At 32.9% G+C, this 23,484-nt stretch carries 19 protein-coding genes; 14 read left to right on the plus strand and 5 right to left on the minus strand.

Translation table 11 applies throughout. The features are described from left to right. Window positions 1-184: hypothetical protein (locus tag ACH2BP_RS12900; protein WP_395060544.1), on the minus strand; the 184-nt coding region annotated here is incomplete at its 3' end. Window positions 185-368: 184 nt separating this feature from the next. Between ACH2BP_RS12900 and ACH2BP_RS12905 the strand changes: the two genes are divergently transcribed. Further along, the gene (locus tag ACH2BP_RS12905) at window positions 369-2,918 is read left to right on the plus strand and encodes a sodium-translocating pyrophosphatase (protein ID WP_395060546.1); all 2,550 of its coding nucleotides are present in this window, start codon (window positions 369-371) and stop codon (window positions 2,916-2,918) included. Between the two features lie 73 nt (window positions 2,919-2,991). Here ACH2BP_RS12905 and ACH2BP_RS12910 read toward each other — a convergent pair whose 3' ends face one another. Together ACH2BP_RS12910 and ACH2BP_RS12915 are read right to left on the minus strand one after the other, a co-directional pair. Further along, window positions 2,992-3,606, minus strand: a complete 615-nt coding sequence (locus ACH2BP_RS12910; protein ID WP_395046806.1) for a deoxynucleoside kinase — start codon at window positions 3,604-3,606, stop codon at window positions 2,992-2,994. Further along, entirely contained in the window at window positions 3,606-4,397 is a 792-nt protein-coding gene (locus tag ACH2BP_RS12915) for a hypothetical protein (protein WP_395060548.1), read from the minus strand. Before ACH2BP_RS12915 ends, ACH2BP_RS12910 begins: the two co-directional genes overlap by 1 nt. A gap of 126 nt (window positions 4,398-4,523) precedes the next feature. Between ACH2BP_RS12915 and ACH2BP_RS12920 the strand changes: the two genes are divergently transcribed. Further along, complete coding sequence (locus ACH2BP_RS12920) at window positions 4,524-5,429, plus strand: GLPGLI family protein (RefSeq protein ID WP_395060550.1); 906 nt, start codon at window positions 4,524-4,526, stop codon at window positions 5,427-5,429. Window positions 5,430-5,499: 70 nt separating this feature from the next. Then, window positions 5,500-8,196, plus strand: coding sequence for a carboxypeptidase regulatory-like domain-containing protein (locus ACH2BP_RS12925; RefSeq protein ID WP_395060552.1), 2,697 nt, complete (start codon window positions 5,500-5,502; stop codon window positions 8,194-8,196). A gap of 159 nt (window positions 8,197-8,355) precedes the next feature. Here ACH2BP_RS12925 and ACH2BP_RS12930 read toward each other — a convergent pair whose 3' ends face one another. Together ACH2BP_RS12930 and metK are read right to left on the minus strand one after the other, a co-directional pair. Further along, complete coding sequence (locus tag ACH2BP_RS12930) at window positions 8,356-8,772, minus strand: energy transducer TonB (protein WP_395060554.1); 417 nt, start codon at window positions 8,770-8,772, stop codon at window positions 8,356-8,358. 43 nt (window positions 8,773-8,815) lie between these two features. Continuing rightward, window positions 8,816-10,069 (minus strand): methionine adenosyltransferase, encoded by a 1,254-nt coding sequence (gene metK / locus ACH2BP_RS12935; RefSeq protein WP_395060556.1) that lies wholly within the window; start codon window positions 10,067-10,069, stop codon window positions 8,816-8,818. A 653-nt stretch (window positions 10,070-10,722) separates the two neighbouring features. On the opposite strand from metK, the gene ACH2BP_RS12940 reads away from it, so the two are divergent. The 11 genes from ACH2BP_RS12940 to ACH2BP_RS12990 form a co-directional block, all read left to right on the plus strand. Continuing rightward, window positions 10,723-11,418, plus strand: coding sequence for a phosphoadenylyl-sulfate reductase (locus ACH2BP_RS12940; RefSeq protein WP_395060558.1), 696 nt, complete (start codon window positions 10,723-10,725; stop codon window positions 11,416-11,418). 56 nt (window positions 11,419-11,474) lie between these two features. After that, window positions 11,475-12,380 (plus strand): sulfate adenylyltransferase subunit CysD, encoded by a 906-nt coding sequence (cysD, locus tag ACH2BP_RS12945; protein WP_395060560.1) that lies wholly within the window; start codon window positions 11,475-11,477, stop codon window positions 12,378-12,380. A 47-nt stretch (window positions 12,381-12,427) separates the two neighbouring features. Continuing rightward, the gene (locus ACH2BP_RS12950; RefSeq protein ID WP_395060562.1) at window positions 12,428-13,660 is read left to right on the plus strand and encodes a sulfate adenylyltransferase subunit 1; all 1,233 of its coding nucleotides are present in this window, start codon (window positions 12,428-12,430) and stop codon (window positions 13,658-13,660) included. A 1-nt stretch (window position 13,661) separates the two neighbouring features. Continuing rightward, complete coding sequence (gene epsC, locus ACH2BP_RS12955; RefSeq protein WP_395060564.1) at window positions 13,662-14,477, plus strand: serine O-acetyltransferase EpsC; 816 nt, start codon at window positions 13,662-13,664, stop codon at window positions 14,475-14,477. A gap of 101 nt (window positions 14,478-14,578) precedes the next feature. Beyond that, complete coding sequence (gene cysK, locus ACH2BP_RS12960; protein ID WP_395060566.1) at window positions 14,579-15,490, plus strand: cysteine synthase A; 912 nt, start codon at window positions 14,579-14,581, stop codon at window positions 15,488-15,490. 78 nt (window positions 15,491-15,568) lie between these two features. Further along, on the plus strand, window positions 15,569-16,387 hold the full coding sequence (cobA, locus tag ACH2BP_RS12965) for a uroporphyrinogen-III C-methyltransferase (protein ID WP_395060568.1): 819 nt from the start codon (window positions 15,569-15,571) through the stop codon (window positions 16,385-16,387). Next, entirely contained in the window at window positions 16,377-18,038 is a 1,662-nt protein-coding gene (locus ACH2BP_RS12970; protein ID WP_395060570.1) for a sulfite reductase flavoprotein subunit alpha, read from the plus strand. Before cobA ends, ACH2BP_RS12970 begins: the two co-directional genes overlap by 11 nt. 38 nt (window positions 18,039-18,076) lie before the next feature. After that, entirely contained in the window at window positions 18,077-19,720 is a 1,644-nt protein-coding gene (locus ACH2BP_RS12975; RefSeq protein ID WP_395060572.1) for an NADPH-dependent assimilatory sulfite reductase hemoprotein subunit, read from the plus strand. Next, on the plus strand, window positions 19,720-20,463 hold the full coding sequence (locus ACH2BP_RS12980) for a DUF2490 domain-containing protein (RefSeq protein ID WP_395060574.1): 744 nt from the start codon (window positions 19,720-19,722) through the stop codon (window positions 20,461-20,463). Before ACH2BP_RS12975 ends, ACH2BP_RS12980 begins: the two co-directional genes overlap by 1 nt. Next, on the plus strand, window positions 20,460-21,911 hold the full coding sequence (locus ACH2BP_RS12985; RefSeq protein ID WP_395060576.1) for a TSUP family transporter: 1,452 nt from the start codon (window positions 20,460-20,462) through the stop codon (window positions 21,909-21,911). The genes ACH2BP_RS12980 and ACH2BP_RS12985 overlap by 4 nt, the downstream gene beginning before the upstream one ends. A gap of 533 nt (window positions 21,912-22,444) precedes the next feature. Continuing rightward, window positions 22,445-23,484 (plus strand): O-acetylhomoserine aminocarboxypropyltransferase/cysteine synthase family protein (locus ACH2BP_RS12990; RefSeq protein WP_395060578.1); only part of this gene is annotated, 1,040 nt, incomplete at its 3' end.

The following is a 23,484-nucleotide window of genomic DNA, read 5'->3' on the forward strand; positions in this document are numbered from 1 at the left end:
TTTCAAAATAGTTAAAACTGAAACTAAACATTCCATACATCATTATCAATACGAAGCCAATCATTGGCCAATAAGCATTTTCTAAACCATCAAAAAATATTAGAAAAGACATCGTTAAAATCATAACGAAATGAAATGCTGTGCCTTCTAATGTTTTAAATGTATTATCTTTAAATTTTTTCATAATTAATAATTTAAATTCTATTTACAAACTTATAATATTTTCATCACTTTATTAAAATCCAGCTAAAAATTTGATTCATCTTAAACTTGAACAACATTTAATCTAAAAAAAATGAAAAATTGCCATTAATTAACATCATTTTATTACTTTTGCACCCGATAAAATTTACAATAAAAACAAAATTATGAATACAATAATGATTTATGTGCCAATAGTTATGGCAATCATCGGATTGATTTTTATGCAAATCAAAAAGAGCTGGGTCTTAAAGCAAGACGCTGGAGACGGCAAAATGAAAGAAATTTCAGATTACATCTACGAAGGTGCATTAGCTTTCCTAAAAGCAGAATACCGTTTATTAACTTTCTTTGTTATCGGAGCAAGTGTGGTTTTATTTGGTTTGACATTATTGCCAAACGCAACAACGCATTGGTTAATAGTTATTGCCTTTATTATAGGAGCTTTTTTCTCGGCTTTGGCTGGAAATATGGGAATGAAAATCGCAACAAAAACTAATGTCCGCACAACTCAAGCCGCTCGTACTAGTTTGCCGCAAGCTTTGAAAGTTTCTTTTGGTGGTGGAACTGTAATGGGATTAGGTGTTGCTGGTCTAGCAGTTCTTGGTTTAACAGGAATTTTTATTCTTTTGTTCCATAAATTTATGGGTGGTGTTTGGACATCAACTGAAGACATGACAATTGTATTAGAAACATTGGCTGGTTTTTCACTTGGAGCTGAATCTATCGCTTTATTCGCAAGAGTTGGTGGCGGAATTTATACCAAAGCAGCCGATGTCGGAGCAGATTTAGTAGGTAAAGTTGAAGCTGGAATTCCAGAAGATGATCCTCGTAATCCTGCTACAATTGCAGATAACGTTGGAGATAATGTAGGTGATGTTGCAGGGATGGGTGCCGATTTATTTGGTTCTTACGTTGCAACAGTTCTTGCAGCAATGGTTTTAGGTAACTACGTTATTAAAGATATGGGCGGAAAAATCGAAGACGCTTTTGGCGGAATTGGACCAATCTTATTACCAATGGCGATTGCTGGTTTCGGAATCTTGTTTTCTATTATAGGAACAATGTTAGTGAAAATTTCGGATGACAATGCCAAAGAAGCACAAGTTCAAAAAGCATTAAATATCGGTAACTGGGCGTCAATTCTTATGACTGCTGTTGCTTGTTATTTCTTAGTAAAATATATGTTGCCAACAACAATGACAATGAGTTTCTTCGGAGAAGGAATGCTTGAAATTTCTTCAATGAGAGTGTTTTATGCTACTTTGGTTGGATTGGTAGTTGGTGGAGCCATTTCATCAGTAACGGAATATTATACAGGATTGGGAACAAAACCAGTTTTGGCAATTGTACAAAAATCATCTACGGGAGCAGGAACCAATGTAATTGCTGGATTAGCAACGGGTATGATTTCTACATTTCCAACGGTATTATTATTTGCTGCTGCGATTTGGGCATCTTATGCGTTAGCAGGATTTTACGGAGTAGCATTAGCTGCATCAGCAATGATGGCAACTACTGCAATGCAATTAGCAATCGACGCTTTTGGACCAATATCTGATAACGCTGGTGGAATCGCTGAGATGAGCGAATTGCCAAAAGAAGTTCGTACTCGAACTGATATTTTAGATTCAGTTGGTAACACAACTGCAGCAACTGGTAAAGGTTTTGCAATCGCTTCGGCTGCATTAACTTCATTGGCATTATTTGCTGCATATGTAACTTTTACAGGAATTGATGGTATTAATATTTTCAAAGCGCCAGTTTTGGCAATGTTGTTTATTGGTGGAATGATACCAGTAGTTTTCTCAGCATTGGCAATGAATTCAGTTGGAAAAGCTGCCATGGATATGGTTTATGAAGTCCGTCGTCAATTCAAGGAAATTCCAGGAATTATGGAAGGAACTGGAAAACCAGAATATGCAAAATGTGTCGATATTTCTACAAAAGCCGCTTTACGCGAAATGATGTTGCCAGGTATTATGACTATTGGTTTCCCAATCGCTATTGTACTTTTAGGGTTATTAGTTTACGGAGACAATCATCAGTTAGTTGCTGAAATGTTAGGTGGATATATGGCTGGAGTTACCGTTTCTGGTGTACTTTGGGCAGTTTTTCAAAACAATGCTGGTGGTGCTTGGGATAATGCTAAAAAATCTTTTGAAGCTGGAGTGATGATCAATGGAGAAATGACTTACAAAGGTTCTGATGCTCATAAAGCAGCGGTAACTGGAGATACTGTTGGAGATCCATTTAAAGATACTTCTGGACCATCTATGAATATATTAATCAAGTTAACATGTTTAATAGGATTGGTAATTGCTCCAATTTTAGGTAACGGAAGTCATTCGGAAAACACTTCAAAAGCTGCATGTTGCCCGTCGGAAGTTAAAACTGAAATGAAATCATGCGCTACTTCAAAATGCGATATGACTAAAATGGCTACAATGACCAAAGATGAGTGCGCTAAAATGTGTGATGAAATGGGTTGTAATGCTGAAGAAAAAGCAGAATGTATGTCACATTATGACGAAGCAGGAAAATTTAAAGGAGAAATAAAACAAGAAATTTCTAAACAAGTAATGATTGAAAAATCGACTGATAATGGTAACACAAAAGCAAATGTTACTACTGTAGTAAATGGGATTTCAACTTCGCAAGTTTTTGAAGGAACAGAAGCAGAAGTTCAAGCAAAAATTGATGCTTTAAAGAAATAATTCTTTTTAGATTACACAAAAAAATGCCTCACAAATTATGTGAGGCATTTTTTATATCTATTAGTTGATTTTTTTAAAACAAACCATTTAGCTCTGCATCAATTCTATTTAGAATCATACCTAAATCTTCGGGATTATTTACAAAATCTACATTATCAACATCAATAATTAATAATTTCCCTTTGGTATAACTAGTTGCCCAAGCTTCGTAACGCTCGTTCAGACGACTCAAATAATCTATCGAAATAGAGTTTTCGTACTCTCGACCACGTTTGTGTATTTGTCCTACTAAATTAGGTATCGAACTACGTAAATAAATTAACAAATCTGGAGGGCCAACTAAACCTTCCATCAGTTCGAAAAGCGAAGAATAATTCTGAAAATCACGATTAGTCATCAATCCCATAGCATGCAAGTTGGGTGCAAAAATATGAGCATCCTCATAAATGGTTCTGTCCTGTATTATTTTTTTACCGCTTTCACGAATTTGTAATACTTGACGAAAACGACTATTTAGAAAATAAATTTGAAGGTTAAACGACCAACGTTCCATCTGATGGTAAAAATCATCTAAATAAGGATTGTCTACCACATCTTCAAAATGTGGTTCCCATTTAAAATGTTTTGCCAAAAGCTTCGTTAATGTTGTTTTTCCTGCGCCTATGTTTCCTGCTATTGCTATGTGCATTATGGTAAATTAATTTGATATTTTGTAATTCCTTCGTCTGTAAAAATAGATAAATTTTGGTCTACATAGTAAAAACTTAGATAGCTTTTTTCTGTTAAATTGATGACTGTTTTTTTGTCATCATTCAAAACCTGATAATATAGGATGCCATTTTTCTTAAAGATAAAACTTAGGTTTGAAGTTAATTGGACTGAATCGAAATCAGGCACTTTTCCTAGAGCTATTATTTTTCCGAAAATATCACAGGAATAGCAATAATTTCTTTCGTCAATCCAATAGAAATTATTAAAATTTGTTTGATAATATTTGATGACACCAGTAACTGGAACTGCTATGTTTTTGTATTCTTTTTTTAAATAATCATACAATCCAATTTGCTGATTTACCGAATTGAAAACCCAAAGACTATTGTGAGATGAGATTCCTATGGCACTTGCAATAATATTTTTTGTGCTTTCAGAAAAACTAATTTTTTGTATCTCATTCAGTTGGTTGTCAAGAATTATGGCAGTATTAAAGTTTTCGTAAAACAAAATAATTTTTAATGAATTCTGAATATCAACTCTCGAAATTTTGCCTAAAGCAATGTTTTTATATTGATAATTCTCCGATTTTTTAATTTTAAATAAAACCCCATTTTTTATAAAATATTTATAACCAAAAGCATCTTCGCCAACATACTGGTCGGCTTTAATAAATTCCGTACCAATTTGCGAAGCTACATGATTCATATATTGGCAATGCGCCAATGACGAGATAAGAAAAACGAAAAGGAGTACAATTTTTTTCATTGACGCTAAATTACGATTAAACTTTTTAAATTTTTAAAAGTTCTACTTTTTTATTTAACAAATCATTAGTAACAAAACACAATTTCATTCGTCATATTTGTAAAACAAAAATAAAATATATTAAAAATGAACAAAATAATCACAATATTAACTTTAGTAATCGTAAATATTACTGCATTTGCACAAGATTTTCAGGGAATGGCAGTATATGAATCTAAAACTAGTACTGCCGATTTCAAATCTAGAATGGAAGGCAATAAAGACATTACGCCCGAAATGCAAAAAATGTTTGAAGAAAGAATGCAAAAAATGTTCGAAAAAACATTTGTGCTTAATTTCGACAAGAACACCTCTATTTATAAAGAAGAAGAAAAGCTAGATGCGCCAGGAACTCAAAGTGGTGGCGGAATGAGAATGATGTCTTCGTTTTTGGGTGGCGGTGGTACGCAATTCAAAAATATAAAAGAAAAAACCTTTGTAATTGATAAGGAAATAATGGGAAAAGAGTTTCTAATTCAAGATACTTTACCTAAATTAGATTGGAAAATGAGCCAAGAAACTAAAGAAATTGGCGGTTATATGTGTTTTAAAGCCACTGCAAAACAGAAAGCAAGTCAGTCTGATTTTAGAAATTTCAGAATGAAAAAACAAGAAGAAAACAAAGACAAAACAACAAATACCGAAAAGCCAAAAACTACAAGTTTGATGGCGTCTGATGGGGAAATTCCTAAAGAAATTGAAGTGGTAGCTTGGTACACTCCAGAAATTCCGGTAAGTAATGGCCCAGAAAACTATTTTGGTTTGCCAGGTATAATTCTCGAAGTAAGTGCAGGAAAAACAACTTTACTGTGTTCTAAAATTGCAATGAATATAAAGGACAAAAAAGAAATAAAAGCGCCAACAAACGGAAAAGTAGTAACTCAAAAAGAATATGACGAAATAGTTACTAAAAAAATGGAAGAGATAAAACAGATGAATCAAGGTCAAGGTCGTGATGGGAATAGTGGTATGCAAATAAGAATGGGAAGGTAATCATAATTCAATTTTTTTAAAAACACATGCCTCTTAACTGCCTTATATGGTAAATCTAAAACTCAAAAAAATGTTTTTGTTGTTACTTTTATTCGTAACATCAATCACATTTTCTCAAAATATTACTTTTCAAGGAATCGTAAAAGACACCACAAATGCGCCACTCGAAATGGCAAACGTCATGGCGGTAAATCAAGTTACAAAAGCTGTCGATTCCTATTCGATAACCAATGATAAAGGGAAATTTCAGCTTTCGCTAAAAGTAAATGCTACTTATAATGTAAAGTTTTCTTATTTAGGTTTAAAAACAAAAAACCTTGTTATTGCTACAAAATCCGAAGATATTTCGCAAACAATAACATTAAATTCTGATGCAACGGAATTAGCTGGAGTCGAAATTGTACGAGAAATGCCAGTTTCGATAAAAGGTGATACCATAATTTATAATGCCGATTCATTCAAAACTGGTACCGAACGCAAGTTAGAAGATGTCCTCAAAAAATTACCCGGAGTTACCGTAAACAAAGATGGTGAAGTAGAAGTAGAAGGCAAAAAAGTATCGAAACTGATGGTTGAAGGAAAAGATTTTTTTGATGGTGATACAAAACTTGGAGTTAAAAATATTCCAGCCGATGCAATCGATAAAGTACAAGTTTTAAGAAACTACAATGAAGTTGGCGCGCTAAAAGGTCTTGAAAATAACGAAGATAATGTAGCTATGAATATCAAACTAAAATCAGGGAAAAAAAATTTCTGGTTTGGAGACATGACCGCTGGGATAGGTGTTGGTCATACCGAAAGCAGGTATGAAGTAAACCCGAAATTGTTTTATTACAGTCCGAAATATAGTGTCAATGTTTTAGGAAATTTCAATAATATTGGCGAATTACCATTTACAGTTCAAGATTATTTTAAGTTTAAAGGTGGTTTCAAAAATATGATGAAAAAAGGAGGGACAAACTTCAATATTTCTTCAAATGATTTAGGAATTTCGCTCCTTAGAAACAATCGAGCAAAAGAAATTGAAACTAAATTTGGAGCAACAAATTTTTCTTACAACCCAATAAAAACATTAAGTATTTCAGGATTTGTAATTCTTTCTGCTACCGAAACCGATTTAGAAACAAAAAATCAAACCAACTATCTAAATACGGACGGCACGACAAAAAGTTCGGAAAACAGAAATGAAGTTACGCATCAAAAAAGTAATTTGGGCTTATATAAATTAAGCGGAACATATAAACCAAATACTAAATTGCAAATAGATTACGATGCTTTAGCAAAGCAATCCAAACAAGATGAAAACAACAATTCGAGCCAAGATGTTTTTGGACCAAACTCAATGTTCGTAAATAGCCAGGATATAATTACAAATAAAAAACAAAATCCATTCTCGTTAAATCAGAATTTCAATGCTTATTATACTAAGAATGACAAGAATGTTTTTGCATTAGAAGTGCAAAATCTATATCAGAACGAAAATCCGTTTTATAATGCCAATTTAGAAAGCCAACCCTTTCTTTTTAGTGGTTATGTTTTGGGAGAAGCAAGGAATGATATCAATCAAAATCGTTTTATAAAAACCAATAAAACCGATTCGAAATTTGATTATTATTATATGCTTACACCAAAAAGTAATATCAATGTGACTTTAGGAAATACAAATTCTTATCAGTCATTCAACTCAAATATTTTTCAGATTTTAGACAACGGAACAACAAATAATATTAATTCTGTTGAAAATATAAATGATGTGATATACAGTTTCAACGATATGTTTTTGGGCTTGCATTACAAATTTCTAACAGGGAAATTTACCTTCAATCCAGGTTTTTCGGTTCATAAATACAATACAAGTGATGCGCAATTGGGAACAAATCTAAAAAATAATTTTTATAGAGTTTTGCCAGATGTATATGCTTTGTATCAAATAAAAAAATCGGAAACACTAACGTATAATTATGGTTTAACTACTGATTTTACTGATGTAAATAAGTTTGCAGCAGGAAATGTATTCTCTAGCTACAACTCATTATTTAAAGGAAATCGAGATTTAGAAAATGCATTGTCGCATACACATACTTTGAGATTTTTCAAATACAACATGTTTAATTTCGAAAATATATTTGCCAATATTTCTTATTCGCGTAAAGTAAATCCAGTAAAGAATTCATCAACATTTTTGGGAATAAATCAAGTTAGTACGGCAATCAATTCAAATTTTGCCGACGAATCTATAAATGGAGCAGCGAATTACGGTCGTTCGTTTTTACGATATTATAAAGCATCGCTAACTTTAGCTGGTAGTTGGTCAAAATTTAATAATATTCAAAATAATTTGACACAAACCAACGAAAGTTTGACTCAAAATTATACTATCAAAGCATCAACGAATTTTAAGAATTTGCCTAATATCGAATTGGGTTATAATTATTTGATAAATGATTATCAGAACACAAAATTTTATACCAAAACACCATCTATAAAACTCGATTATTACTTTTTAGATGCGTTTTCTTTTGTGTCAGAATATGAGTTTTACAATTATACAAACAACACAAAAACAGTCAAAAATGAGTATGACTTCTTAACTGCAAGCCTGATTTATCAGAAAAAAGGAGGAAAGATGGAATATAAAATCTCGGGAACAAATTTGTTAAATACAACTTCTTTAAACGATGATAGTTTCTCTCAGTTTTCTACGAGAACTTCGCAGTATAAGGTGCAACCAAGATATTTAATATTCAGTTTGAAGTACGATTTGTAGCTATTTCCAGCTATCATTCCAATCTTTTTTTAGGCGAAGAAAAATCGCCTAAAAAAAGGATTTTCCCTTCTATCTGGGCTAAAAAACAAAAAACCTGACTAAATATTAATAGTCAGGTTTTTTTCTGTGTAAAACTGTTATTAAGGACGTTGTATAACACTATTCGTCACCACGATTTCCCTTTATGTTAATCGGAAGCGTAAAGGTGGATTCAACTTGTATTCCGTCTTTTACCGCAGGAGACCATTTTGGCATATTTTTAAGAATTTTTTTTATCTGATCACCAGTTCCGTATCCAATGTCTTTTATGATTTTAATATCTCCAACACTTCCATCTATTTTTATAGTAAATTCAACAATAATTTTTCCTCCAAGAAAATTAGAAACATTAGGGATTTTAAAATTAGCAGCAATATATTGACGGAATTTTAATAAACCTCCATTCGGTGGTTTTTTTATTTCCACTCTATTTTCAATCGCCAAAGAATCTTTATGTGTCTCATTTATTACATGAGTATTTTGCGAAAAACTAAAATTCCAAAATAAAATTAAACTTAGCGGTAATAAAAACTTCATATGTCTATTATTTCAAATACAATGTGACGCAAAATGCACTTTGTTAATTAATTCCAAAAGCACTTTTCACAGTATCTACAAAATCTAATTTTTCCCAAGTAAATAACTCAACTTCTACAGTTTTTGTTAATCCACCAGGCGCCGAAAAAGTTTTAGTTACCGTTTCTGGAGTTCTTCCCATGTGACCGTAAGCTGCAGTTTCACTGTATATTGGGTTTCTTAATTTCAAACGTTGCTCGATAAAGTAAGGACGCATATCAAAAATAGCTTCTACTTTTTTGCTGATTTCTCCATCAGTCAAATTTACCTTGCTAGTTCCGTAAGTAACCACATTTATCGAAGTTGGTTTAGCAACACCAATAGCATAAGAAACCTGAACTAAAATTTCGTCACATATTCCTGCAGCAACTAAATTTTTAGCGATATGACGTGTTGCATAAGCAGCACTTCTATCTACTTTACTTGGGTCTTTTCCAGAAAAAGCACCACCACCGTGAGCTCCTTTTCCGCCGTAAGTATCAACAATAATTTTTCTTCCAGTCAATCCAGTATCTCCGTGTGGTCCTCCAATTACGAATTTTCCAGTTGGATTAATGTGGTAAGTAATTTGGTCATTAAATAAATGCGCATATTGCGGATATTTCGCTTTAATTCTAGGAATTAAAATACCAACTAAATCAGTTTTGATTTTTGCTAACATCGTTGCCTCCTCATCGAAATCATCATGTTGCGTAGAAATTACAATCGCATCAATTCTTTGTGGTTTGTTGTCATCAGAATATTCTAAAGTTACCTGAGATTTTGCGTCTGGACGAAGGTATTTAATTTCGTTATTTTCTCTTCTTAAGTTAGCTAATTCGATCAATAAAGCATGAGATAAATCTAATGCTAGTGGCATGTAATTTTCTGTTTCATTAGTTGCATAACCAAACATCATTCCTTGATCTCCAGCTCCTTGCTCTTCTTTGCTAGCCCTATCAACACCTTGGTTTATGTCTGCTGATTGTTCATGTATTGCAGAAAGGATACCGCAAGAATTAGCTTCAAACATGTATTCACTTTTCGTGTATCCAATTTTTCTAATTACCTCTCTTGCAATGTTTTGAACGTCAAGATAGGTGTTCGATTTTACCTCACCAGCAAGGATTACTTGACCAGTTGTAACTAAAGTTTCGCAAGCTACTTTTGATTCAGCATCGAAAGCTAAAAAATTATCTATCAATGCATCACTAATTTGATCTGCAATTTTGTCCGGATGTCCTTCACTTACTGACTCTGACGTAAATAAATATGCCATAATATAATTATTTAAAATTAATTTAGTGAAGAAAAAAATGGGATTGCAAGGGAATGATAAAGGAGAATTTCTGCTTTAGCATTTTTTTAACGAGGTTGCAATCAGTTCAAATTTTTCCTCTTGATTTTCGTTTGCAAATGTATGAAACGAAATTGAATTGCAAATTAATCTTAACTTTTTTTTTGATTAATATAAGTTTAATTAAGGAATGGTATAAATAGTAATACATGAAATTATATTGTAAAATAATCTATAAATATAAATATACAAGATAAAATATAGAAAAATAATCTAAAATATTTTTTTGTTTAGAAAATAAAACTAAATTTGCAAAATAAAATTAGAAACAAAAATGAAATTTACTATTTGCAATATGTGTTGTATGATGTCGGAAAATTCCGCAGAGCACCGCATTGCATAATTTTAATTTTTTAAAATATACAATCAAACCTCTGCCAATCGCAGAGGTTTTTTTATTTAAATCAAAATCAATAATAATATAATACTATGAAAAATTTAATGTCAAATAAAATGATGGTGTGTTGTCCTACTATGTGTAAAGTAAGATGAGGTATTCTTTGTTGTTTTAATAATTTAATTACAAATAGAAAACCTCTTTATTAAGGAGGTTTTTTTTATAACTATAAAATATAATGGACGATACTTTTTTAAAAAATATTGTAAACAGTAACAATCTTGAAGAAAACTTAAAATTGATAGCTGATACTATTGATGAAAAAATAGTTTTTTCAACGAGTTTCGGAATTGAAGATCAAGTCATTTCTCACGCTATTTTTTCGCAAAATATTAAAAACATCGAAGTGTTTACATTAGATACAGGCCGACTTTTCCCAGAAACCTATTCCGTTTGGGACAAAACACAATTGCAATACAATGCAAAAATTAAGGCTTTCTATCCGAATTCAGATTCAATCGAAAAGTATATTAATGATAACGGAATTAACGCTTTTTACAATTCGGTAGATTTAAGAAAAGAATGCTGTTCCATTCGAAAAGTTGAGCCTTTAAATCGAGCTTTAGTTGGAGCAACAATTTGGATTACAGGTTTACGAGCAGAACAATCCAACAATAGAAATTCCGTAAAAGAAATTGAGTGGGACGAAGAAAAACAACTTTATAAATTCAATCCCTTATTGAACTGGACAACCGATGAAGTAGTGGAATATTTAAAACAAAACGCAGTTCCTTATAATCTTTTACACAACGAAGGATTTGTCAGCATTGGCTGCGCACCGTGTACAAGAGCCATACAACCTGGCGATGATTTCAGAGCCGGCCGTTGGTGGTGGGAAGATCAATCGAAAAAAGAATGTGGATTACATAAATAAAATCAGGTTCAAACAACCTGAAACAAAAATAACTTGAAACTTGAAACAAAAAACAAATGAGTCAAAAACATAACTATCTAGAACAATTAGAAAACGAAGCGATTTATATTCTTCGTGAAACAGCCGCACAATTTGAAAAACCTGCCTTGCTTTTTTCTGGCGGAAAAGATTCAATCGTGTTGGTACATCTTGCACTAAAAGCTTTTCGTCCTGGGAAATTTCCTTTTCCATTGGTGCATATTGATACAGGTCATAATTTTCCAGAAGCCATCGAATTCAGAGATTATTTGGCGAATCAAATTGGTGAAAAACTAATTGTTGCTTCTGTAGAATACAGCATTAAAAAATACAATTTGAAAGAAACTGCGGGTCGTTTTCCTTCTCGAAATGCATTACAAACCTACGCACTTTTAGATGCGATTGAAGAAAATGAATTTGATGCGTGCATTGGTGGCGCTCGACGCGATGAAGAAAAAGCAAGAGCAAAAGAACGTATTTTTTCAGTTAGAGACGATTTCGGACAATGGGATCCCAAATTACAACGTCCAGAATTATGGGATATTTTAAACGGAAAAGTGAAAAAAGGTCATAATGTTCGCGTGTTCCCAATCAGCAATTGGACAGAATTAGACGTGTGGAATTACATTCAAAAATACAACATCGAATTACCGAGTTTGTATTTTGCTCACGAAAGGGAATGTATCGTCCACCAAGATAAATTGGTGGCGACTTCAAAATTCATCCAACCTTTAGAAAATGATACGGTTGTGGTGGAAAAAGTTCGATACAGAACGGTTGGTGACATGACATGTACAGCAGCAGTTCCTTCCGAAGCAGCAACAATTCAAGATATAATTGACGATATCATTCAAACCAGAGTAAGCGAAAGAGGACAAACTCGATTAGACGATCAATTATCTGAAGCTGCCATGGAAGACAGAAAAAAACAAGGATATTTCTAGTAATGACAACTCGTGAGTTGTCACAATTAATAAAAAAACAAAAGAAAATGAACACATTACGATTTATAACAGCAGGAAATGTAGATGACGGTAAAAGTACTTTAATAGGTCGACTTTTATATGATTCCGATAGTATTCACACCGATCAATTAGGTGTTTTGAAAAAGCAAACGAAACAAAAAGGTGTGGATATCGATTTATCTCTAATTACAGACGGACTTCGAGCAGAACGCGAACAAGGAATTACAATTGATGTAGCCTATAAATATTTCTCCACAAAGAATAGAAAATTTATCATTGCCGATGCTCCAGGTCATGAACAATATACCAGAAATATGATAACTGGTGCTTCCAATTCCGATTTGATTATCATTTTAGTCGATGCTCGAAAAGGGATTACAGAACAAACAAAACGTCACGCCAGTATTGGTTCGTTAATGGGAATTAAAAAAGCAATTATCGCCATTAATAAAATCGATTTACTGAATTATTCTGAAGCAACTTTCAATCAAATTCAATCGGATTTCGAGAATATTAAGTCCGAATTAAATTTCAATAAAATCCATTACATACCAGTAAGTGCTTTGGTTGGCGATAATATTGTAACGAAATCTGAAAACACAAATTGGTACGAAGGAAAAGCTTTGTTAGAAACGTTAGAATCTATTGAAGTAAAAACGACAGAAGATTTAGCATCTCGATTTCAAGTGCAATGGGTAATTCGTCCAAAAGAGGAAGCCTATCACGATTATCGCGGTTATGCGGGTTTGGTTTTAAGTGGAAATTATAAAGTTGGCGATACAGTAATTATTTTGCCAGCGAATATGGCAACTAAAATTGTAAAAATTGAGAAGAATTTAGAAAGCATTCAAGTGGCAAAAGCTGGCGATAATATTGTATTACATTTTGAAAACAACATTGATATTAGCCGTGGTGATTCTGTCGTTTTATACCATGAATTACCAACTGAATCCAATCATATTAATTCTTGGATTTCTTGGTTAGACAATACGCCATTGCAAGTAGGAAAAACCTATTTGTTGCAACACCGATTTAAAAATGTTCGCGTGAAAATTCAAGAAGTCAATCAAAAATGGAACATCAACGATTGGGAATTTACCAACGAAACAGAAATAAAATTAAATGATATCGCTCAAATTAGTTTACGAACGAATCAGCCTTTGTTTTATGATGCCTTTGATAAAAATCCGAAATCAGGAAATGCGATTCTAATTGATGAAACTAGTAATAACACGGTTGGCGCCTTAATGTTTTTATAATATGTCATATTCAATATATATCAGAAATCAGGAAAGAGCCAAAAGCCCAATCAATAAAAGACAAGTCGAAAAATGGGTGGATGAGTTGATTAATTGGCTGTTCGATATCAGTCAAGAATATTCTAATTACCGATTTTTTCAGAATAAAGAAAAGTTGATTCAATTAAAGTTACAAGACATTTTAGCAAAAGTTACAGATGATACGAATCAAGTTTTAGTGAATTCAAATTATTTTTTCGATAGTCTAGAGCAAATTCATTTTGTTCTGATTAACGATTTAGAAACCATCATAAATTTTGATCCAGCAGCAAAGTCTAAAGAAGAAGTTTTAATCGCTTATCCAGGTTTTTTCGCCATTACGGCTTACAGAATTGCAAATATTTTTTGGAAACTAGATATTCCAATTGTTCCAAGAATTATTACAGAATATGTGCATAGCAGAACTGGAATTGATATTCATCCAGGAGCTGAAATTGGAGAGAATTTTTTCATTGATCACGGAACAGGAATCGTAATTGGCGAAACCACCAAAATTGGAAACAATGTAAAAATTTATCAAGGTGTAACACTCGGAGCTTTATCGGTTTCAAAAGATAATGCTTCAGCAAAAAGACATCCAACCATTGAAAACAATGTAACAATTTATGCAAATGCTACAATTTTGGGAGGAAATACAACAATCGGAGTGAGTTCAGTTATCGGAGGAAATGTTTGGTTAACACACTCTGTTCCTGAAAATTCTTTGGTATATCATAAAAGTGAAATCGAAATTAAAAAGAAAAGCGAGTTTCCAGAAGCCTTAAATTATGTGATTTAAGAACCTGAAACCTGAAACTTGAAACTTGAAACTTGAAACAAAATAAACAAAAACTAACAGGTCAAGAAAACTTGAAACCTGAAACTTGAAACAAAAATAAGATGAAGACAAATAATATATTAGAAACCATAGGAAATACACCAGTAGTAAAAATCAATAAACTTTATGGTGCGAATAAAAATGTATGGATTAAGTTAGAAAGAACCAATCCAGGAAATAGCATAAAAGACAGAATTGCTTTAGCGATGATTGAAGATGCAGAAGCTAAAAATTTATTAAATCCAAATAGCGTAATTATTGAACCTACTTCAGGAAATACTGGAATTGGATTAGCATTAGTAGCAGCTGTAAAAGGGTATAAAGTAATTCTAGTAATGCCAGAATCGATGAGTGTTGAACGTAGAAAATTAATGGAAATTTACGGAGCAGAATTCGATTTAACACCACGTGAAAAAGGAATGAAAGGAGCCATAGAAAGAGCTGCAGAATTAGTTGCTGAAACACCAAATTCATGGTCGCCTTCACAGTTTAAAAATCCAGCAAATGTAGTGGTGCATCAACGAACCACAGCGCAAGAAATTTTAAACGATTTTCCAAACGGATTAGATTACATCATCACAGGAGTAGGAACGGGCGGACATATTTCAGGTGTAGCAAAAGTGGTAAAAGCAAAGTTTCCAAATGTAAAAATCATTGCTGTGGAACCAGAGTTATCACCCGTTTTAAGTGGTGGAAGTCCAGCTCCACATCCAATTCAAGGAATTGGCGCCGGATTTGTTCCAGAAAATTACCACGGCGATTTAATTGATGAGGTCATTCAAGTGTCAAAAGAGGAAGCGTTCGAATACACTAGAAATATTGCCAAACAAGAAGGAATTTTAGTCGGAATTTCAACCGGAGCTTCATTAGCGGCTGTAGCCAAAAAAGTAGCGTCATTACCAGATGATGCAGTAGTTCTAACCTTTAATTATGATACTGGCGAACGCTATCTTTCTATAGAAGGTTTGTTCTAAAAATCAATAATTTATCGTAGAAATTGTATTCCGATTCGACTCGGAACAGCCCTTTCTACGCCTAATTTTAAAATAATTATGATACAAATTAACAAAAAAGGGAAAGTGATTTTGGCAGGAGCCGGCCCAGGAGATCCCGATTTAATAAGTTTAAAAGCCTTAAAATATTTGCAAACTGCCGATGTGATTTTAACTGACCGATTGGTTTCTCCAATTTTAATTGAACAATATGCTCGCAAAGAGGCAGAAGTCATTTACGTGGGAAAACAATGTTCCAAAGGCATTTGGACACCACAAAGCGATATCAATGAACTTATTGTCGAGTTCGCTTTGCAAGGAAAATTGGTATTGAGATTGAAAGGTGGTGATGCTTCTTTATTTTCTAATATTTTAGACGAATTAGAAATACTTCAACAAAATAATATAAGCTACGAAATTGTCCCTGGAATTTCAGCTGCTTTCGGAGCGGCTGCTTACACGGGAATACCATTAACCGCTAGAGAATATTCTCGTGGTGTGCGATTTCTTACACTTTATGATTTAAAAAATGTTGCGCCAAAATTATGGGAGGATTGGGCAACTACCGACGATACTTTGGTGTTTTACATGAGCGGACAAAGGCTTGAAACCTTAACTAATATACTCTCTGAAAAAGGAATTAATTCAAGTAAAGGTATTGCTGTTGTGCAACAAGCCACGACGCCTTTCCAGAAAACTAGAGTATTTACTTTTGAAGAGTTAAAGAATAAAAAATTACCTGATTTCGAATTTGTTCCTACTATTATTATTGTAGGAAATGTTGTAAATCTTCACAAACAATTCAATTGGGTTAAAGAACTAAACAATACAGAATCTTATTTCGATAACCACAAAAACACCTATCAAAATGCTATCTGAAATTAAATTATCATTATTACAACAATTAGTACAAAGTGCAACAACAGAAGAAATTATCTGGACAAAAGGCTATTTGGCTGGTTATTTGAATAAGAATGGAGTTGATGTTCCCATTCCAAATATTTTGGAAACGCTAGCTATTGCTATTAAACCGCTTATTATTTACGGAACTGAAACTGGAAACTCTAAAAAAATAGCCTCGCAATTATTGGCAAGTTTTAAAAAGAATAAAATTCAAGCCAAAGCGGTCGATGTCTTTCAATACGATTTAACCAAATTAGAAAAAGAAAGTTTGGTTTTGTTTGTCATGAGTACACAAGGTGAAGGAGAATTTCCTCAAAATGCCATTCCATTTTATGAAAAATTAAAAGCGTCAAATACTAATTTAAGTAAAGTTTCTTATTCCGTTTTAGGACTAGGTGATTCTTCCTATCCTTTATTTTGTAATGCAGGAGTTTTATTAGATGAGGTTTTAGCAGAAAAAGGTGCGAAACGTTTATTACCCTTAGTGAAAGCGGATGTCGATTTTGCAGAAACGGTTTCAATCTGGGAAGCGGATTTACAAAAAGCATTTCAAAACATAGGTTCAAATGTAACTAATGAAGTAAAGCCGACAAATACAACAATTTCTTCTGCTAAGAAAAATTATTTAGGAAAAATTAGTCATAAAGTCATACTAAATGATAACGGTTCGAATAAAGAAACCTATCACATAGAAATTGAATCGGATGAGGAAATTAGTTACGAACCAGGCGATGCTTTAGGTGTTTTTCCGAAAAATAAAGAAGCAGAAATTCAAGCCATTGCCACGTATTTCTGTGAAGAAAATTATTCAATTCTTACAGATAAAAACGTAAGAGGTTTGTCTAAAAAATCATTGGAAGCTTTTTCAAAGTTGTTTGATATTGAAATCAATGAAGAGAAAGCGAATCTGTTAGATATCATCCAAAAATACCAACCAAAAAAGGTGAAATTAGAAGAAGTAATTGCTTTGCTTTTGCCAATTTCACCTCGATTGTATTCTATTTCTTCGTCTTCGGAAGCGCATGACGGACAAGTGCATCTAACCGTAAGTCTGAATAAATTTAAAGTGAATGATGCAATCAAAAATGGATTGGCATCGCAATTTTTAGCCGATTATCCTATTGATACCGACTTGGAATTTTATATCCATAAAAATCAAAATTTCCGATTACCAAAAGAAGAAACGGATATTATTATGATTGGGCCTGGAACTGGAATTGCGCCTTTTAGAAGCTTTTTAGCCCATAGAGATGTAACGGGAGCCGATGGTAAAAACTGGTTGTTTTTTGGTGAACAACATTTTGTCTTAGATTTTTATTATCAAACCGAAATTCAAGAATGGCTAACCACAGGTGTGCTAACCAAATTAGACACGGCATTTTCAAGAGATCAAGAGCGTAAAATTTATGTTCAAGACAGAATTCGAGAAAAAGCAAAAGAGTTTAATAATTGGTTAGAAAACGGTGCAAGTATTTACATCTGCGGACAAAAAAATCCAATGAGTCAAGATGTAGAAAATGCTATTGTTGAGGTTATTTCAAAAGAGCGAAATATCTCAGAAAGTGAAGCCAAACAAGTTTTAGAGGAATTAGAAAATCAAGGAAAATATCAAAAAGACGTGTATTAACGTAAAGACGCGATTTATCGCGTCTAAATAAAAAAACAATGAGCGAAAAATTATCAGCAGTAGAACATATAAAGACCAAAAGTGACGGTCTTAGAGGAACTTTAAAAGAAAGTATCGATTTAGATAATCACACCGGAAATGTGCGTCCAGACGATGAAACTTTAGTGAAATTTCACGGGATGTACGTGCAAGACGACCGTGACCGAAGAGCAGAAAGAGCCGCAAAAAAATTAGACAAATTATATTCTTTTATGATTCGTTTGAGAATTCCTGGTGGAGTAATTAATGCCAATCAGTGGATTGCCACTCACGAAATTTCGGAACAATTCGGAACAGGAACTTTAAAAATTACGACAAGGCAAACGGTGCAATTACATGGTTTGTTAAAACACCAATTACGACCAACAATTCAAGCTTTTAACACGGCAAAATTAGATTCCATTGCCGCGTGTGGCGACATAAATAGAAATGTAATTGTGAGTTCACATCCGCAAATTTCAGCGATTCATCAACAAATTTATGAATATGCTGATAAAATTTCAACCTTGCTTTTGCCTAAAACGCAATCGTATTATGAAGTTTTTATCGATGGTGAAAAAATTTACGAGCGTTCCTCTGAAGCCGATCCGCTTTATGAAGACCGCTATTTGCCAAGAAAATTCAAAATCGCAATCGCCATTCCACCAAGTAATGATGTGGATGTGTTTACCAACGATATCGGATTAATCGCCATTATCGAAAACGATGTATTGAAAGGATTTAACATCGCAATTGGTGGTGGTTTGGCTACAACGCACGGAAATCCAAATACGTATTCTCGTTTGGGAAGCATTATTGGTTTTACAGATACGGAAGAAAAAACACTAAAAGCAGTGTATGAAATTTTAACCGTGCAACGTGATTTCGGAAATCGTGTCGATAGAAAATTATCTCGATTGAAATATACAGTCGATAAATTAACCGTGGAAGGTTTCAAAAAAGAATTAGAAAATCGCATAGGATTCAAATTCGAACCAGAAAGAAAATACACATTTACGGAAAGAAGCGACCGTTTTGGCTGGGAACAAAATCACCAAGAAAAATGGTTTTATACGTTGTTTATTGAACATGGAGTGGTAAAACCAGAGCAGAAACAATTTTTGTACGAATTGGCACAATTGGATATTAGTAATTTCATCTTTTCAGGAAATCAAAATCTGATTTTAGGTGAGATTGAAGAAAGCAATAAATCAAAAGTGGAAGCTTTGTTGTTGCAACACAATATTGAAAAACAGGTTAGTGCTTTACGAAAAAATTCTATGGCGTGTGTGGCTTTACCAACTTGTCCATTAGCCTTGGCAGAAGCACAACGTTACTTGCCAGAATTAGTAACTAAAATCGAACCGATTCTATCAAAATACAAATTATCAAATGATGAAATTTCTATTCGAATGACGGGTTGTCCAAATGGTTGTGGTCGTCCATATGTATCAGAACTTGGTTTTGTTGGAACAGGTCCAGAACAATATAATTTCATGTTAGGTGGCGATCGTTTAGGAACGCGTTTGAATACCATTTATAAAGAGAAACAAACCGAATCGCAAATTTTAGCGGAAGTGGATGTTTTACTAGGAAAATATGTAAATGAGAAGTTAGAAAATGAAACTTTCGGAGATTTTACTTTTAGAACCATTTTGAAGTAATGAAGAAGATAATTTTAGGAATTATTTTATTGCTTCCAGAATTTTTATTAGCTCAAAAAAAGGTCGAAAATCAACAATTGATTTGGTATGGATATTATAATAATTTAAAGTTTAACGAGAATTGGAATTTATACAGTGAAATTCAAGAACGACAGTTTTATAATCCAACTGCCCAACATCAATTGGTTTTTAGGTCGAATTTAGAAAGGAAATTAATATCAGATTGGAACGCTTCTGTCGGAATGACGTTGTTTTTGCAAAATCCGAATACTCCCAATTCTGAAAGTAATTTAACAGTTCCCGAATTGCGTCCCGATATTGGATTTAGTAATAAACAAAAACTGGGATTTTTAACTATAAATCATCGTTATAAAGCCGAAGCACGATTTTTTCATGATGTGGAAAATGACAGATTAGTTGGTGGTTATCGCTTTTCAAATTTCAGATTGCGCTATCAATTGGGATTAGATTTTCCGATTTGGAAGAATGAAAAAAAACAAGCGTTAATCGTAAAAATTAAAGATGAAATCATGTTTAATATAGGAAATAAGATTGTGAAAAACACTTTCGATCAGAATCGAATTTATGCAGCTTTCAATTATAAACTGAATGCTTATTATGCTTTTGAATTGGGTTATATGAATTGGTTTCAGCAACAAAAATCAGGAATCGATTTTTATAACAGAGATATTTTAAGATTATCGATTTTTCATAACATTGATTTTAAAAAAGAAAAAAAATGAGTAATACATTATTTCCAGTTTTCCTAAAAACAGAAACTGCCCGCTTTTTAATTGTGGGCGGTGGAAATGTTGGTTTGGAAAAAACAGAAACTTTATTGAAACAAAATCCTAAGATTGCTATCATCTTGGTAGCCACTTATTTTCATCCGAAGTTAAAAGAGATAATTCATAAAAATGAAAACATTTCTTTTTATGAACGAGCTTTTGAAGAAACAGATTTAGAAAACAAAGATTTTGTAATCATAACAACGGATAAACCTGAAGTAAATCGAAACGTTAGAGAATTAGCAAAAGCGAAAGGAATAAAAGTCAACGCCGCCGATCAACCTGATTTATGTGATTTTTATTTGGGTTCGATAGTGAACAAAGGAAACTTGAAAATTGCAATTTCAACCAACGGAAAATCGCCAGTTTTAGCCAGAAGAATGCGAGAGTATTTCACCGAAGTTATTCCAGATAATATAGAAGATAATATTAATGATTTAAACAAGTTTAGAAGCAATCACAAAGGTAGTTTTCAAGAAAAATTGGCAGATTTAAATGAAATCACTTCGGGTTTTCAAAAAAATAAAAAACAGAAAAATTCAAAAAAATACAAACAATTGGCTTTCACTTTGGCTGTTTCCTTCTTAATGTTATTTATTGGGTATGGTTTGTCGACAATTGTTTCTTTTTCGGATGTAAAATATGGATTGAGCCATGTTCCAAATGAGTTTTACGGAATGTTATTGATTGGCTTTTTAGCGCAATTAGTCGACGGTGCAGTAGGTTTAGGGTATGGTGTAACCTGTGCTACGAGTATGATGTTGTTGGGTATAAATTTGCCGGCCATTAGTGGAAGTATCCATACTGCCGAAATGTTTTCTAGCGGCGTTAGTGGTTATTCACATTATAAATTTGGTAACGTAAATAAAAAATTATTGCTATGGCTTGCTATTCCAGGAGTTTTTGGAGCCATATGTGGCGCAATGTTGCTTATTTATTTAGGTAATAAATATGTCAAAATCGCCTATATTGTTTTATCTATTTATACTATGATAATAGGTATAAGATTAATTATTCTTGCTTATAGAAAAGTTAAAGAAAAAAAGAAAATTGGCAATACTGGCTTTCTTGGTTTTTCAGGTGGCTTTTTAGATGCTTTTGGTGGTGGTGGTTGGGGTCCAATTGTAACTTCAACGTTATTGTCTAAAGGAAGAAAGTCTAATTATGTTGTAGGAACAGTGAGTTTGGCAGAATTTTTCGTTACGCTAGCTGCTGCGGTTACATTTTTTGCTTCATTAGGAGTAAGTCATTGGTATATTATTACGGGACTTATTCTTGGAGGGATTACTGCGGCGCCATTAGCAGCAAAATTAGCTGGAAAATTACCACAGAAAACGGCTTTATTACTAGTTGCTACGCTGGTAATTGTTTTTAGTGTAAGAATTTTATTGAAAGTTTTTTAATTTTTTAAACAAAGACAAAACGTCTTGTAAAAATGTCTTTTATAGATTTATTTTCTATAAATAGTAAATAAATTAAATTAATTTAGAAAATTTATCTAAAATATTTTTTTATTTAGAAAATAAATCTACATTTGCAAAATAAAATTATAAACGAAATGAAAATTACAATGTGCAATATGTGTCGTATGATGTCGGAAGATTCCGCAGAGCAACGCATTGCATCATTTTAATTTTTTAAAATATACAATCAAACCTCTGCCAATCGCAGAGGTTTTTTTATTTAAATCAAGTAATAGTTAAATTAAGTCTAAAAAAATAATTTTCAAAATGAATCTAATAGTAAATAAAATGATGATATGTTGTATGATGCGCATGTGCGCAATTCCCTGCTATTCCATAAAGCGAAAGAGATAATCTTTATTATAGTTCAAACTATAAGCCCTTTTGGAAAGCCATCCAAAAGGGCTTTTTTATTGCCTTAAAAGTTCAAATAATATAAATAAATATCAAATTAATCTTTAAATCTAAACAAAATGAGCACACAAAAATTCGCAACAAACGCATTACACGCAGGACATGATGTTACTAAAAATGGTGGAACAAGAGCTGTTCCTATTTACCAAACATCATCTTATGTTTTTAATAATTCAGATCACGCAGCCAATTTATTTGGACTTGCCGAAGCAGGATTTATTTACACTCGATTAAACAATCCAACAAATGATGTTCTAGAACAACGGTTAGCCGCTTTAGAAGGAGGAATAGGAGCAGTAGTAACAGCATCAGGAACCGCAGCACTTTCTACAGCTTTACTAGTGTTATTAAAATCAGGAGATCATATCGTGGCTTCTAATAGTTTGTATGGTGGAACTTATAATTTATTTAAGGTAACTTTGCCTAGATTAGGTATCACAACAACATTCGTTGATCCTTCAAATCCTAAAAATTTCACTAAAGCGGCACAAGAAAACACAAGAGTATTTTTTGCAGAAAGTTTAGGAAATCCAAAATTAGACGTATTAGATTTAAAAGCGATTTCAAAAGAAGCTAAAGCGTTTAAAGTTCCTTTTATTGTCGATAATACTGTTCCTTCACCGTATTTATTAAATCCAATTCAGCACGGAGCAGATATTGTAATTCATTCCTTGACTAAATATATTTCTGGAAACGGAACGTCACTTGGTGGTGTCATTATCGATGCTGGAAATTTTGATTGGAGCAACGGAAAATTTCCTGAATTTACAGAACCATCAACGGGATATCACGGATTAGTATATCATGAAGCTTTGGGAAATGCTGCTTTTATTGCCAAAGTAAGAATTGAAGGATTGCGTGATTTTGGTGCAGCTTTAAGTCCTTTCAATGCTTTTCAAATTATTCAAGGTTTGGAAACATTGCCTATTCGTGTTCAAAAACACAGTGAAAACGCTTTGGCATTAGCGCATTGGTTAGAAAGTCAAGAAGACGTAGCTTGGGTAAATTATCCTGGGTTAAAATCTAGTAAATACTATGATTTAGCACAAGAATATTTACCAAAAGGACAAAATGGAGTCGTAACTTTTGGTCTAAAAGG

The organism is Flavobacterium sp. (genome assembly GCF_043756175.1).
Lineage (GTDB): Bacteria > Bacteroidota > Bacteroidia > Flavobacteriales > Flavobacteriaceae > Flavobacterium.